Genomic DNA, 15,189 nt, shown 5'->3' on the forward strand with positions numbered 1-15,189 from the left:
GGGTCGCCGGTGGGTCGCGGCGTAATGGTGAGGGAGTCCGGCCGCTCTGGCCAGGTTAGGCGCGGGTCGCGACCGAGGCGAGGCTCAACGCCCCGCGAACAACGCTTTCAATGACGCGGGGTCGTCGGTGAAGATGCCACCGACCCCGGCTTCGGCTAAGTGTACCGCGATTCCATCGGGGCTGGTTTCATTCACGGTGTAGGTGAGGATCGGGACCCCCGCCGCCTTCAGGCCGTCGAAGTCCCCGATGCGGAGGGTTCGAGGCGAGGGCTTCCTGCGGTAGGCCAGCGAACTGGCACCGAGGGCGTCCGCAGACGGGTGATAGAAGTCGGCCCCAACCTGTTGCCTCACATAGTGATCGGGGGCGTCGAGAGGCGTCACCGTCAGGACGCCGGTCGCCAGATGCGGGTGGGATCGCACCGCGCGGGCCACGTCGGCATGGTCGAAGGAGGAGATCAGGATCCGCGTCGCCGCGTCCGTCTCGTCGACGAGCCGCAGGACCGCGTCGAGGATGTTAGGGTCGGTCCCTGGGAACGACTTGATCTCGACGTTCACCTTCCAGTCGAGGGAGACCGTCAGGGCGAGGGCCTCGGCTAGGGTCGGGACCTTGATCTTGCCGGAGCCGAAGTGGGATCGCTGAGTTGGATTCAGGCTGGCGAGGGTCCCGAAGGAATCGGCCGTCCTCTGGCCCCCGGGCGCGAGGAACCACGAGCCGGCGTCGAGGGATCGGATCTCCTCGAAGTCGAAGTCGGCGACGAGGTAATCGCTGGCGCGTCGAGGGTCATCCGGGAATCGGGCGAGGACGTCGGTGGTGCGCAGGAGCGAGTCGTCGTGAATCACGACGGGGATGCCGTCTCGCGTGAGTTGGACGTCGAGCTCCCAGGCATCGGCGCCCGATTCCCAGCCGAGGCGGGCCGCCTCGAGGGTATTCTCGGGCGCGTGCGAAGAGTCGCCCCGGTGGGCGATGATGAGGGGTCGTCGTCGTTGGGTGGACTCGAATGCGGCCCGGAAGAGGTTCTTGCGGGCCTTCGGGGCGGCGTCGGGCATGGATCCCACGCTCAGCGGCGTCGAGAGGAGCGGGTCGTCTGTCGGATCGTGTTGATCAGGGATGACGTCCCGTCATAAGTCTGGGGGCCGGTCCCGAAGTAAGCCGAACCCGCATAGTTGGGCCGGGCTACGTTCGGAATGGAGGCCACCATACCCGCGCCATTGCCATAGGGCAATTGCCCGTAGCCGAAGGCGGAGTAAGAGCTGGCGAAGGAGCTCGAACCGTACCCCGAGGTCGGACCGACGCTGGCGTCGGGTCCGCTGAGCGATTGATAGCCGAAGTGCGAGTCCCATCCTCCGGGCACGCTATCCTGGGCGTGGGCCGAAAGGGCACCGACACTTGCGAGAGCGAGGGTTGCCGAGAACGCCTTCAGTAGAAAGCCTCGCCTCATCCTTCACCTCGTGCGCCTGGATGATGAATCCGACGGAGTAGGGCCGCTGGCGATCGCCGGACCCAGTTCCTCTATTAGTATCCTAACAGATACATGCTGCACAAGGTCTTGCAGCTCATGAATAGACGTTGTGCTCGGGTCTTCCGGATTTGCCCGATGGCACTCATGGCGACATCTCTGTCGCTCGAGACGGCTGGCCCTTCACGGCCCGGGAAGCGCGATTTCGGCATGGTCCCGAGAAATCGTCGCGATGCGACGACGCATCGTTGCTGGCGGGTTCGGAGAGGAATGGCCGAGGTGGGATCCCTGGAGGGTGTTGCCCGGTCTGATCGAGCCTAGTTCATGCCTTCGATCGGGACCGCGCCGACCCAGCCCATTCCCGGGGCGTGCACGTATTCGATCGGCCGGTCGGCCTCGGGCAACTCGGCCCATTCCTCCTCCGACCAGACCCGGAGCATGCAGACCATCGAGTTCACCACCAGCGGGATGGAGGACGGCGACTCGGCCTGTGGAGAGGCAGACTGCTCGGAACTTCGCCTTCGAGAATGACAACAGCGCTGAATGTGGCTCATGGTCGACCACCTTGTTGGCATGGCATCAGAACGTTGTGCTTTTGTTCACGGGGTAAAACCACCGGAAGATGACATTGACACGGTCGGCATCATCCTGCGTTCGCCGGAGCGGCGAATCTGGCCGCCATCGAATGGGCAACCCCTCAATAAGCTAGGTCAAGATTCTGTGAGCGCCTAATTGGGTTTCGGAAATATTCTGGCAAGGCGGCGTCAATAATCCACGTCACGTAGGGGAGGAATTCTCAAGAAATTGCCCAGATTCCTCGCCTTATCGTGCAAACGCACGCGTGCAAGCCATTCGAATGTTCAGCATTTTCCCGAGAAATCTGGCAGGAACACACCGTCAGGTCGGCGCTCCAATATTTCGGAGAGTTCCATTTCCGAGAGTATGTCGATCCGGCATAGACTTGGTTGACATTGTTGCGTGGTTGGGTCAAAATAAGCCGAAGCTCGGTAGGATGCTGGTTCGTTGGACGGTGGAGGGCCTTGGTCCGATGTTAAAGATAGGCGAGTTTATGGCCTCTGCAGGGCATTTGGAAGTCGCGGTTTGGGAATAGTAAAGTGAACAAATGTGAAAACCCGTTAGGTCACGCTCCCTTCAGGTGTCACAGCAAGGCTAGCTCACTCTGGCCGATTGTGCCGAATAATCCGGTAGTTTTGTTCGATCGGGGAGGGCGGGAGATCCCACGGCGGTCCTACCTCTCGCCCTGAGTCGCGAAAAGGATAATGAAATCTAAAGAGCGGACCTAGGCTCTTGATGTCTGCAATGTCGCCTTATTATCTTGAGATTGGGCGGAGTTTGGCGGGAGTTTGGGACGATTCGAGGTCGAATAGACCGATGCTGCCGGCCTCAGATACTTCTCGCGTTTCTTTTCAAGTGGATCGATCCTCGCCGTGAATGAGGATGTGCCGGCCCCACTCGAGGTCGAGTCGGGAAAGGCACGAAACACGACGTCCGTGCAATTACGTTCCAAAGCGCCAGCGAATACGCCACGAAATCGATCTCATTTGTCGCGATCCGCGCATCCAGGGTCGCGATCGAACGCGTTCGGTTGAACGTTTCGCGTAAATGTGAGCGATTGTGCCGTTTGATGAGGTGATGGGATCTGCGAATGTGGGGTTTGCTGGGGCCTGCTGTGCCTCGTTTCGCCGGGAGTTGTGCGGGCAGATGCCCCATGTTCTTTGGTCACGGGTGTCCTTTGCATCATACGAGTCGGTCTCAAGGGGTCATGAAGTGATGGAAATTCCGTTGCAAACGCTCCTCGACTTGACCCGGAGGAATGATGCCTACGAGGCCTACCTCGTCGAGGAGCTCTTCTGCGACCTGCGGCTCGACCGCCACGAGACTGGGTCGCGCCATCAAGTCATCAATGTCCACGATCTGATTCGTGAGGCCACCGGTCTTTGTCTCGATGAACTTCGTTATAACAATATTTTCGTCAAGCAGGACTTCCTTGCACATGATCCGGACGTCCAGGGCGATACGCAGCAACTTATCCAGGTTTTCGGCAATTTATTGAGGGCGCTCGGGAATCGGGCCCTGGCCGGAGGCCTGGTCAAGATCAGGACTTACAACGTGGAGCGCGAGGACGGGCCGCACCCATGTCCTAATCTCGTGGTCGAATTTGTGGACGGAAGTTCGACGGGCGACGCTTCTAATTTGGAATCGGGGTGCTGCAAGGTTGGCGAGGGTGGCGACCCGGGCAATTCCCATCTCGGCCTGGAGGGAGACCGGGGCGTGGCGATCTGCCACTCGATCCTGGCGGCTCATGCGGGATATCTCGAAACGCTGGGTGCGGGCATGAATCCGACGACCACCTACGCCGTCCACCTTTCCACGGCCTTGCCGACCGCGGGCCTGCCCGCCCGGCCGGGCCCGCCCACCGAGGTCGGAGGTATGGGGTTTCCGCCCAGGTCGATCCTGCTCGTCGAGGACAATCGCGATGCCCGCTTATTCTTGCAGCGCATCCTGACCGCGAAGGGGCACGCCGTCGTCGCCGTCGATTCCCTGGTCGCGGCCTACAACGCCCTCGAACGCGAGTCGTTCGAGCTCCTGCTCAGCGACATCCAGCTCCCGGACGGCAGCGGTCTCGAACTGATGCGAGAGATGGGGGGGCGGGCGATCAAGTCGGGGGTCGCCATGAGCGGCTTCGGGTCGGATGAGGACATCAGGCTGAGCAAGGATGCCGGCTTCGCCGAGCATCTGACGAAGCCGATCGACTTCCGAACGCTTGAGACCGTCATCGAGGCCGTCACATCCAGGTCGGCGGGCCAGTAGGCGGAAGGCGACTCGCCGGCTTGACCCGGAGTGGCTCTCCTCTTATCGGCCGAAGACCCGTTGCAGCAACCCGGTGGAGCGAGACGCACCCGACGCGTTGGCGACGGGGGCGTGACCGCCGACCTCGACCCAGAGTTGGGGTAGGTCGCCCGAGCTCGGGGGGCGTTCCCCGCGTCCGAGGCGATCTCGGGCGATGAGGCTCACCCCGTAAGATCCGTTCGCCTTCAGGTCGACGTCGATCGGGGGCTTGAGGTCGGCGTCGGCACCGCGTTTCGTCCAGGTCCGCCCGCCATCCTTCGTGACCCAGAGTTCGATGACCACGGGCCCGTTCGGTCCGAAGTCCTCGGCCTCGTAGTCGAGCGAGAATCGAGGGGTCGCGACCTGGAGCCTGGGGATCTCCTGGTTGCCCGCCGGTGCCTTCGCCTTGTCGGGCCGATCCGCGGGGGAGCTTCCTTTCAATGCGGCCTGGGCCGTCTCAGGGTCGTCGACGCGCGACGCGCGACGATTGGTACGGTCGCGGTCCTGATCCTCCACGACCTTGCCGAGCATGTGGTCCTCGGCAGGATCCGAGCCTTCCGTACCGGCTGAATTCATCAGCTTCGACGGTGAATTGGCGGTGAACGACCGCTTGATCGAGGTCCCGAGCTTCTGGGCGGCCACTTCGGAGCCTTCGATTAGGCCGCGGAGGCGTCCGGTCTGCGAACTGGCCGGCGGTTCGTCTTTCGTATCCGGCTTCGTCGTGGGGGGCTCGGAGGAAGCCAACCTGGATCGGCCGGAGCCCGTCGCGGGGGCGACGAGGCGACGCCTGGGGCTGTCGAGGTCCTCGGTCTCCGGGCGGGCGACGGATCGCTGCACACGGGAATCCTCGATTTCGGGCCGGGTCGGCGACGTGGCCGCGTTCGTCGCCTGGAGGTCGAGGAGCGGGCGGCTGCCGCCGTCGGGGCGATCGACGGTCCGGGCGAGGGCCTTGGCTTTCGCATTCGCCGCCTGGGCCGAAGCGACCGTCGCCCTCTCGACTTTCGAACTCGAAAGCTTTCCCTCGGACGCGGACCTGGCCGCCTCCTTGCTCCGAGCCTGCGCCGCGAGGTTCGCGGCCATCAGGGCACCATCGAAGGGGGTCCCGGCGAGTTTGACCATGATCTCGGACTTATTCCCGGCGCGGTCTGCGACGACCGCCTTGACCGTGACCCGTTCCGAAAACCCGGTATCCCAGGTCGCCACGCCGTTCCAGCCAGGTTTGGGCTTGGGGGCGGGGAGCCATTTCTTGGTCCCCTCGACCTGGTACTCGAAGGTCAGCGACTCGAGGTTGGGATGCTCCTCGTGGATCTCCCAGCGGAGCGAGGCGAGGCTGGCGCTCCGCTCTTCCGGCTTGATCGTGAGCTTCGGGGGTATCGTATCGACGATCACCCTCATGCTGGGCACGATCTGGTCATTCGTCCGAGGGTAGACCCTCCCCTCGAAATCGACCGTCCGCACGGCGAGCCAGAACTCCCCATCCTCGGGGGCCTCGAACATGAAGTAGGATTGCGTCGGCGCGATCGAGTCCTTCGGCTTCCAGCTCACGCCCGAGTCCGACGAGACCCAGAGTTGCAATTCCTTCCGCTTCGCCTGGTCGGCCGGATTGAGGTTGAACGGGACACGGAACGTCCGAGTGCGCTGATAGATTGTCACCGCGCGATCCGACAGGGGGGCGGCAGACGCGCTCGAGATGAGGAGCCCGAGGCTCAGGCTGAGCAATGCGACCCCGCCTTGGGTCCAAACTCGACTCGGCGTCACGTGATCCCTCCTTAGATCATGGGCCCGAGCAGACGCTGAAACTCGGCGTATCCGTCCTCGGCGGGGACTCGACCGGCAAGCCTGCCCCCGCAAGATCTTCGGATACGCTTCGTCGCCAATCCTCGATGAGATGACACCACACCCGCGGAGTTGATGGATCGATGCGGTTGATGCCGGATCGAGCTTGGCCGATGACGCTCCCATCCTTGGGAATGCGGCCGCCCCCATCAATTCCGCCTGTGGCCCCTCGTGCGGGCGCAGGGAAGGCCCGACGAGGGAGGTGGATCACGCTGCGGACCATACTCGAAGTCTCCCGACGCGCCAACCGCAGAACCGCGGCGAATGATGCGTTGAAGAAGCATGTTTCCCGGCCGAACCCGATGCGCCGATCTCATGGTCTTGAGCCCGGTTCCGACGGATTTGCCCGGGCACACGACTCGACCCGGGCGATCCAATCGCCGGCATTGAGCCCGAATTTCGCACCGATCTGGCCCGTCCCGGACCCCTCGTCGTAATAATGAATATTGGGCGATCCATTTGGAATGCGGCGGATCGATTGGGTGAGGTCGGCGATCGCGGCCCCAGGGTAAGAAGGCGGGTTTCATGTTTCGTCGCAAGACGCGGCTCGATGGGGCGTCGGGAACCATCGAAATCGTTCGAACGAAGGACGGCGTGCCCCAGATCGAGGCCGAGGATTTGGGCGACGTCCTGTTCGGCCTGGGCTACTGCCACGGCAAGGATCGGGCCTTGCAGATGAGGCTCGTCAGGATCGTGGCGAGGGGGCGTGCGAGCGAGATCCTCGACGGTTCCCAGGAAATGCTCGATCTCGACCGCTTCCTGCATCGCCTCAACTTCTCCCGCGACGTGGCCCAGCAAGAAGCCGCCTTATCGGGCCGGTCGAAGGCACTCCTGGACCGCTACAACGATGGGGTCAATTTCGCATTCGAAACCCTGGGCATCCCCTGGGAATTGCGAATGCTCGGCGACCGCGCCCGGGGGGAGCCCTGGAGTTTTGCCGACGTCTATCTCTCGGGCAAGGTGATCGGCTACATGGCTCTCGCCGTGAGCCAGGCGGAGATCGAGCGCTGGATTTTGGAATGCCTGCGGAGCGGGGTCGGCCGAGTTCAACTCGAGGAACTGTTTCCGGGACACTTTGAGTTCCTCGATGAGGGGCTCATCCATCAGCTCAAACTGCCCGAGGCGATCATCCCTCGCGACCTGTGGGGTCAGCCGCTCTTGCCGGCCGCGATGGCTTCCAACAACTGGGTCGTGGCCGGTTCGAAGACGAATTCGGGGAGCCCTTTCGCGTGCAATGACCCCCACCTCCAGATCAATCGCCTGCCCGCCTTCTGGTACGAGGCCGTCCTGCGATGGAAGCAGGATGGCGAGCCCCGCTATGCGGTCGGGGCCACCTTGCCGGGGACGCCGGGGGTCGTCATCGGGCGGAACCGAGATCTCGCGTGGACGGTGACTTACGGGTTCATGGATTGCGTCGACTCCTGGGTCGAGGACTGCCGCGACGGCAAGTATCGTCGGGGGGAAGAGTGGCTCCCGTTCCGGATCCGGAAGGAAACGGTCGCCCGCAAGCGTCAGGAACCGGTCGAGCTGACCTTCTACGAAAACGAGCACGGGACGCTCGAGGGGGATCCGAACGAGCCGGGATACTACCTCGCCTCGCGCTGGTCGTGCGGCGAGGAGACGGGGGCGAGCTCGCTGGAGGGCCTGCTGGGGATCCTCACGACCGGGACCGTCGAGGAAGGGCGCGCGGTCCTGGGCAAGCTCTGCAACTCCTCCTGGAACTGGCTGCTGGCCGACCGCGCGGGGTCGATCGGCTACCAGATGGCCGGGAAGATGCCCCTGCGCAGGGATGGGTGGACCGGGCTCATCCCGTTGAAAGGGTGGGAGCCCGAGAATGACTGGCGAGGCTTCGCCGACCTCGAGGACTTGCCCAGGGCCATGAACCCTCGCGAGGGCTTCTTCGCCACGGCCAACGACGACCTCAACGACCTCGGCCGGGTCCGACCGATCAACGCCTGCGTGGCCCCTTATCGGGCCGAGCGCATCCGCGACGTCCTCGCCGGGTCGGAACGGCTGTCGGTCGAAGATATGAAGAATCTCCAGTATGACACGCGCTCGATCCAGGCCGGCCGCTTCCTCGCGATCCTGGAGCCGCTCCTGCGGGAGCGGCGGGAGAGTCCGAATGCCCAGCTCCTGCTCGACTGGGATGGCGATTATCGGCAGGACTCGCGGGCCTGCTGGCTCTTCGAAGCGTTCTACCGGGAGCTGATCCTGGAGGTCTTCGGCGGCAAGCACGGCTACGATGCCTCCGGGCCGAGGCGGATCGGGACCCCCGTGATCGACTACCTGATGGATCAGACGACGCTCTTCGCCGAGTTCTACGGGGCGTTCGACCGCGTCCTGCTCGCCGAGTCGTCGCTCTGGTTCGGCTCGCGCGGCCGCGCCGAGGTCTACGCGGCGGCGCTCGATCGGGTCCTGGACCGGAAGCCGAAACGCTTCGGCGCCACGAGGAAATTCTCGCTCGATCACATCTTGCTCGGAGGCAAATTCCCTCGCCTGCTCGGATTCGACCGGGGGCCGATCCCGCTCCGGGGGGGGAGGGCCACCGTCCATCAGGGCCAGATCTTCAGGAATCGCGAACGCGACCTGGTCTCCGGACCCTCGTATCGGTTCGTGACCGACCTGGCGACGGACGAGCTTTGCGCGAACCTGCCCGGTGGCGCCAGCGACCGCCGGTTCTCTCGCTGGTACGCCAACGGGATCAAGGACTGGCTCAAGGGGCGTTACCATCGCCTCCGAGGGCCGAAGTCATGAGCTGTCGCGATTGATGGGGTGAAAGGCTCGCGAGCGAACCGATCAGCGAGAGCCCGGCTTCGGCCTGGGGCCGGGCCGGGTGCTCCTGGGAGCGAGCGAGCGGTCGAGGGGCTCGACTTCGAGCTTCGCTTGGGGATCGGCCAGGGAGACGCCGAGCGTCCCGAGGATGGCCCGCAATCCGGGAAGGGCCTCCTCGATGATGACGATCGAGGTCGGTCCGAGCCGGTCCCCCAGGTAGTCGCGCGTCTGCGGGTGCTGGAGGAGGCCGTCGAGCAGCTCCGACGTCGGCGTGTGGAGCACAAGCGGCCGGCTCGTCGCCAGCGAGGGCGTCTTGGAGTCGGCGGCGAAGAGGAGGAGCTGGACCGCGGGCGGGACATCCGTCCCGGTCCGTCGCAGGTACCATTGCGCCAGCATGGGGCCGGTCAGGCCATGTTCCGAGGCGCGGGCGAGCGATTCGAGCGAGACGCGGAACCTCCGCCGGGGATTGGCCAGAGAATCCTTCGCGGGCTCCAGGGGCTGCTCATCGGCGAACCGCGTCAGCTCGGCGTCGACCAGGAGGTCGGACCGGCCGAGGTCGAGGGCGAGCGAGACGCCGTCGGGCTCGACCTCGACGCAGATCTCGGGGGCACGCCGATAGTCGCGGGAGCCGGCCAGGCGGAATCTCGCGAACGGGATCGTGCTCTCGTCTTCGACCAGGAGCAGGCGATCGGTGATGACGACCGGGGGCGATGCGGCTCCCGGTGCCCAGTGTGCCAGCGCGGCGTCGAGATCCTCGCGGCATGCGAACTCGATCAGTGTCGCCGTCGCGTGGAAACTCACGCGCTCCCGGCGCCCGGCCCAGGTCCGCAAGGCCTCGGCGACGCCGGTGGGCAGGGGCCTCGAGCTATGCCTCGAGAGCCTGTCGAGGATCTCCGCCGGGGTCATCCCCCCTTCGAGCCCGATGTAGACGGATTCCGCCGTGAGCTTCAGCTCGAGGGCCGCCGCGAGCTGCGACCAGCGGGCGAACCGGCTGAAGTGGCCGATAAGCGTCGGCGTGAGCCCCTGCCGATACGCGATGATCTCGAAGTTCGGCTGCACGAACAGGAAGTGTTCGAACGAAGGCCGCGGGGGCGGGTAGGGCCCCAGCGCCAGGATGTAGCGAGCCAGGGGGGAGAGTTGGACGACCCGGCGTCCGTTCAGGTCCTCCTCCCCGGTGCGGATCAGGCCGAGCTGATAGGCGGGGCCGAGCAGGATCGCCTCGAGCGGCCCCGACTCCTGGGAATCCTGGGACCCGCGGCCTTTCCCCTTCGCCTTGGCTGGCTTGGGACGCACGGCCGACTTGATCGGGGCTTCGCCCAGGAAGCTCACGCGATCCCAGTTGGGCAGGAGGTTATAGAGGTGGGCCGCCAGGTCCTCGACGGCCACCCACTGGTCTTCGGCCAGGGTCGCGAGCCAGAGGAGGACGGGGAGCCGGATGTAAGGGATCGCCAGCCGGACCTCGCTCCCTTCCTCCTGCATCCCCCCTTGTTCGTGCCAGTTGCGGAGGCCGAGCCAGCGGATCGCCAGCATCTGCGACATGTGGATCGCGTTGTCGACCCAGTACTCGGCGTCGGCGGCGACGATCCGGTCGCTGTGCGCCTCGTCGATCAGGAGGCCGATCCCTCGGGCCATGGCGAGCCAGAAGTTCACCATGTCCGGCAGCGGCTCGATCATGTCGGCGATCGGGCCGGCGAGGACCGAGTCGTCCTCCAGCCGGTCGCGGTCTCGCTTGTAGAGCGAACCTTGCTGCGTCCGCCGCAGCGGCGCCTCCTGGACGCGCTGCCAGACCGCACCCAGGCGCAGGATGAGCTCGAGCCCGTCCGCCTCCCGGATCTGCTTGGCCGACGAACTGACGCCGGTCAGCACACCCTCGGGCCTCGTGGTCCGCACCGCGTTGACCAGGGCCGGATGCGCGAGGATATTCACCCCTTCGCCCGTCCCAGTCTCCGACTCGAGGAGCTGGGTCAGGTCCATGGGGATGCGCGGCTCGACGAACTCGAGGACGAAGACCCCGCGCGAGGTGAGGTAGCGGAGCGTCGACGGCGCGTCGACGCCGAGACACGCGAGCGAGTGGATCAGGCCGTCGAGCGGGTAGGAGGAGGTCTCGGAGATCGCGAAGAGGCTCAGGGCGATCCGAGCGTCCCAGCCTGCCTCGTTGATGAGACGCTCGGCCATCCGGGCTTCGGCCAGGCGTTCCGTGAGGAATTCGCCGAGAGCTCGGGGCTTGGTGACGCTCTCACCGATCTCCAGGATGCGCTGGATGTCCAGCAGGCGGAGCGGCTCGTAGCGCTCGAGCGCCTTCTGAAAAGCGACGATCGGCGGCAGGGCCTTGGCGGCCGGTCTCGGCGCCGAGGCTGCCCCCGTGTTGAACTGCCAGTCGTCGGCGTCGGCCATCGTCGCGACTACCCTCAGCGAAGCACGCGCGGCGTGTGTCCCATCCGACGCAACTCTTCGAGCACGCCGTCTTCCTCCTCGACGCGGACGAGCAAGACGGTATCAGATAGTCTACCTGCAATCATCCGGGAGAGGGTTTTCCTCGCCAGAATTTCTTCGGTCAGGACGGGATCGGTCGTCCGGATCAGGGCGACCTGACGGTGAAGCTTGATCGGGATGCGAGCGGCTGGGGCTGCCATCGGTCGCGTTCTCTCCAGTCGGCTCGAATTCGATCAGGGCCGGAAATCCGTCGCGTCGCGGTCGTAGGGTAAGCCTCTTACTGAGACTTTGCCATCTCGGCCCGGGCGATCACGTCGGATTCGTCGAGGATCTCATAGTTGTACCCTTGCTCGGTCAGGAACAACTGTCGGTGATGGGCGAAGTCCATCTCGCGGGTATCGCGCGTGACGAGCGAGTAGAAGGTCGCCGGAACCTCGTCCCCCTTGGGCCGGAGGATCCGGCCCAGTCGCTGGGCTTCTTCCTGGCGGCTGCCGAACGTGCCGGAGACCTGGATCATCACGTTGGCGTCCGGCAGGTCGATCGCGAAGTTGCCCACCTTGGAGAGGATGAGCCGCTTCAAGTCGCCGCGACGGAACCGATTATACAGATCCTCGCGCTCGGAGTTCGAGGTCTGCCCCGTGATCAGCGGGAGGTCGAACCGCTCGGCGAGCCTCCGGAGCTGCTTGAGGTACTGGCCGATGATCAGGACTCGATCCTCGCTGCCTTGGTGCTGCTCGAGCAGCAACTCGACGAGGTCGTCCTTAGCCGGGTTCTCGCTCGCGAGCCGGAACTTGTCGCGCCACTCGGCGACGGCGTATTCCATCCTCGCGTCGCCGGGCAGGCCGAGCCGGACTTCATGGCACTGGGCCTCGGCGATCCAGCCCTTCGACTCGAGCACGCGCCAGGGGACGTCGAACTTCTTGGGCCCGATCAGGCTGAAGACGTCTTCCTCGCGACCATCCTCGCGCACGAGTGTCGCGGTCAGGCCTAGGCGACGTCGCGCCTGGATGTCGGCCGTGATCCGGAAAACAGGGGCGGGGAGGAGGTGGACCTCGTCGTAGATGATCAGGCCCCAGTCACGCTGATTGAAAAGCGAGAAGTGGGGGAAATCCCCATCCTTCTTGGGGCGATAGGTGACAATCTGATAGGTGGCGAGGGTGACGGGGGCGATGCCTTTGCCGTCGGCGGTGTAGGTCGCCACCATCTCGTCGGCGAGGTCGGTCTTATCCAGGATCTCCCGACGCCACTGCTCGACCGCGGTGGTGCTCGTGGTCAGGACGAGCGTGTTCTTCTTGAGTGTGGCGAGGGCCGTCAGGCCGACGATCGTCTTGCCCGCGCCGCAGGGGAGGACGATGACGCCCGAGCCGCCTCGGACGTCGCCGCCGGCGTGGAAGGTGTCGACGGCCATCCGCTGATAGTCGCGCACCTTGAAATTGTTGCCCGAGCGGGCGATCTCGCGCAGGTCGACCTTGAGCGCGGCCCCTTCCGTGTACCCGGCGAGATCCTCGGCGGGGTAGCCGACGGAGATAAGCGCCTGCTTCAAGACGCCCCGGTGCCCGTCGTCGATCAGGAAGCTCGTCTCGTCGACGCGTTCGACGAGGTAGTCTCGAAGGCTCTTCTGCCGCGCGAGTTCCTCGAGCAGGGCACGGTCTTCGGTGACGAGCCGGAGGCGGCCGTCGATCCGACGCAGGCTCACGCGGCCGTAGCGGCTGACGAGCTCCTTGAGGTCGGTGGCGAGGTTCGACGGCAGCGGGAACTTGCTGTACGTGCCGAGCGCATCGACCATCGCGGCGGCGGTCATGCCGGCAGCCGCGGCGTTCCAGAGCGAGAGCGGCGTCAGGCGATACGTATGGATGTGCTCGGGACTTTTCTCCAACTCGGCGAACGGCGCAAGTGCGTCGCGGGCTTCAGCATGCAGCGGATTATCGACTTCGAGGAGGACCGTGCGGTCGCCTTGCACGATCAGCGGATTGGCAGGGTTGTACTGCATGGGCTCCAAGCCGAAGAGAGTCGAGCCGGGCGGGGGACGAAGGCCCCGGCCGCATCCCGGACAATGGTAGACGCGACGGCCTGAACTCGCAAGGGCTGGTTTGGTCGGATGACCCCGGGACGTCGAGCTTCAAATCCATCAAATTCGGAGTCGAATGCCCGTACTCCATCGACCTTCCCGTGACCCTCTGCGAGTCGATCCTTCGCGTACGTTAAGATAGGGTGATTTGCGAATTTATGGAGAAATGGCAGTTGGCTGTTCGTTCACGAGCCTGTCCCCGTATCCAAATACGAGAGACGATACGCGACCGTTGGCGAACCGCGTCGGGACGTTTTCATACCGAGATGATGGAAACATTTGTAGATCGAATTGATTGAGAGTGCGTTTTCAAAGAGGTTCGCCAATGGATTCGCAGGATCCTGGCGGCGCGATCAGGCCGACTTGCTCGGTTCGTCTTCGGAGGAGGAGAGCGGCCCGAAGACGTTGTCTCGTTCTAGCGGGAGTTGGAACCCGTCCGAGACCCGCGTCATGTAGAGCCCACGGCAGAGCCACCAGAAGAGGGCCATGGCCGCCCTGGGGCCGAAGTCGGCTTCGAGCGTCCGATAGTGGTCGCTCGTCAGATCCCAGGGCTCCCTGGTGAGCTTGCGGGCGTAGGCGAAGGCCCGTTGCTCCTCGGGAGGGAAGCCGGACCAGTCGTCGGAGGAGAGGCGTCGGGTGCGTTCGGAGACGGACTCCGCATCGAGCCCGGCCAACTCGAGGAGCATCTCGCAGTGCCCCATGCAATAGTTGCAGCGCACGCTCCGGGTTTGGACCCAGAAGAGGCTCTCTTCCAGCACGCGGTCCTGCGGGGCCTCGGCCCACATGGTGCGGGTCGCGATGCTCCAGGGGATCGCCAACTCGGGGGCATACCCCATGCATACGAGATTCCAGAGGATCCGCGTTGGTTGTGCCGCCATCGCGGGGGGCAAGTTCCCGCTGACCTGTTCCCAGGTCGGGATCGTGAGGCGAGGGGAACGATCCCGCTGAGTCTCCAGGCGAGCCTGGAGGTCCCGATGCGACAGTTCCGACCACTCCGGATCGTGATCGACGACGTTGGTCCCCGACTCGGCAAGCTCCGTGGGAGGTTGTGACGGCGGCAGCAGCGGCTGGGTCTGGAAGGCCCCCTCGGCGAAACTGACGTTGGGGAAGGGGAGTGGCCTGACTTCCTCAATGGGGATCCCTAACCCCAGCACGATCCGATCCTGGAAATTCCCGTACGCGGCCAGGAGGACCATCGCGGCGACCTGGCGGTCGCCGAATCGCTGGCGAAGGCGTTCGAAGAAGGCGTCGTCGATCGTGGAGGCGGATAGGCTCAACTGCCGGACGAACTCCGCCGGCTCGCGGTCGGCGTCCGGCCAGGAGTTTGGATTTTCGAGGTCAATGCTCAGGCCGAGACGTTCCAGGTCTCCCAGGGCGTGGGCTTCCGAATAGGCGCAACGATTCGCCCTGGCGACGGCCCATCTCAGCCTGGCCCGCAGCGCGGGATCGAGCGGGCTCTTCGTCCGGTGGGCTCGATCGAGCTCGAGCATGGCCGCGGCCGTCCTCGGCAGTTGGATCGCGAAGGCCTTCGTCCAGTTCGGCAAAGTTTCGCCGGCCCCCGAAGCGACGGGCGGCATCGCCTTCCAGCATTCGTCATCGGTCAGGAGCGCCACCGCGACTCTTGCATCGCCAGCCATGGCCCACGCTCTCATTTCGAAGCCAGGTCGAGATGGAGATTGAGCCCTGATGCTATCGCGGCCGGAGCGATCTGCTCAAGACCCCGACGAGGCCGCGAGCCGAGGTCCTTCGATTCAAGGAGGTGTGGCAAAAAGA

General features: G+C 64.7%; 9 protein-coding genes and 1 pseudogene. 2 read left to right on the forward strand and 8 right to left on the reverse strand.

Features of this window, described 5'->3' with window-relative positions:
• Positions 1-84 precede the first annotated feature (84 nt).
• From ACOYYX_RS13150 to ACOYYX_RS13160, 3 genes are all read right to left on the reverse strand, one after another.
• Positions 85-1,047 carry a glycerophosphodiester phosphodiesterase gene (locus ACOYYX_RS13150; RefSeq protein WP_422930358.1) on the reverse strand — a complete coding sequence of 321 codons (963 nt, stop codon included), beginning with the start codon at positions 1,045-1,047 and terminating at the stop codon, positions 85-87.
• Positions 1,048-1,058: 11 nt separating this feature from the next.
• Positions 1,059-1,439, reverse strand: coding sequence for a hypothetical protein (locus ACOYYX_RS13155; RefSeq protein WP_422930359.1), 381 nt, complete (start codon positions 1,437-1,439; stop codon positions 1,059-1,061).
• Positions 1,440-1,774: 335 nt separating this feature from the next.
• The gene (locus ACOYYX_RS13160; RefSeq protein ID WP_422930360.1) at positions 1,775-2,011 is read right to left on the reverse strand and encodes a hypothetical protein; all 237 of its coding nucleotides are present in this window, start codon (positions 2,009-2,011) and stop codon (positions 1,775-1,777) included.
• 1,237 nt (positions 2,012-3,248) lie between these two features.
• Here ACOYYX_RS13160 and ACOYYX_RS13165 point away from each other — a divergent pair.
• Positions 3,249-4,289, forward strand: coding sequence for a response regulator (locus ACOYYX_RS13165; RefSeq protein WP_422930361.1), 1,041 nt, complete (start codon positions 3,249-3,251; stop codon positions 4,287-4,289).
• A 42-nt stretch (positions 4,290-4,331) separates the two neighbouring features.
• Here ACOYYX_RS13165 and ACOYYX_RS13170 read toward each other — a convergent pair whose 3' ends face one another.
• Positions 4,332-6,065 (reverse strand): hypothetical protein, encoded by a 1,734-nt coding sequence (locus tag ACOYYX_RS13170; protein ID WP_422930362.1) that lies wholly within the window; start codon positions 6,063-6,065, stop codon positions 4,332-4,334.
• A 603-nt stretch (positions 6,066-6,668) separates the two neighbouring features.
• Here ACOYYX_RS13170 and ACOYYX_RS13175 point away from each other — a divergent pair.
• Complete coding sequence (locus ACOYYX_RS13175) at positions 6,669-8,897, forward strand: penicillin acylase family protein (protein ID WP_422930363.1); 2,229 nt, start codon at positions 6,669-6,671, stop codon at positions 8,895-8,897.
• Positions 8,898-8,939: 42 nt separating this feature from the next.
• Here ACOYYX_RS13175 and ACOYYX_RS13180 read toward each other — a convergent pair whose 3' ends face one another.
• From ACOYYX_RS13180 to ACOYYX_RS13195, 4 genes and pseudogenes are all read right to left on the reverse strand, one after another.
• Positions 8,940-11,309 (reverse strand): hypothetical protein, encoded by a 2,370-nt coding sequence (locus tag ACOYYX_RS13180; RefSeq protein WP_422930364.1) that lies wholly within the window; start codon positions 11,307-11,309, stop codon positions 8,940-8,942.
• Positions 11,310-11,323: 14 nt separating this feature from the next.
• Positions 11,324-11,548, reverse strand: a complete 225-nt coding sequence (locus ACOYYX_RS13185; RefSeq protein WP_422930365.1) for a hypothetical protein — start codon at positions 11,546-11,548, stop codon at positions 11,324-11,326.
• Between the two features lie 77 nt (positions 11,549-11,625).
• Positions 11,626-13,338 (reverse strand): DNA repair helicase XPB, encoded by a 1,713-nt coding sequence (locus tag ACOYYX_RS13190; protein WP_422930366.1) that lies wholly within the window; start codon positions 13,336-13,338, stop codon positions 11,626-11,628.
• Positions 13,339-13,769: 431 nt separating this feature from the next.
• A pseudogene (locus tag ACOYYX_RS13195) lies at positions 13,770-15,029 on the reverse strand (deiodinase family protein); the annotation flags it as partial.
• Positions 15,030-15,189: the final 160 nt, after the last annotated feature.

Source organism: Singulisphaera chitinilytica (genome assembly GCF_049331405.1).
GTDB lineage: Bacteria > Planctomycetota > Planctomycetia > Isosphaerales > Isosphaeraceae > PoT.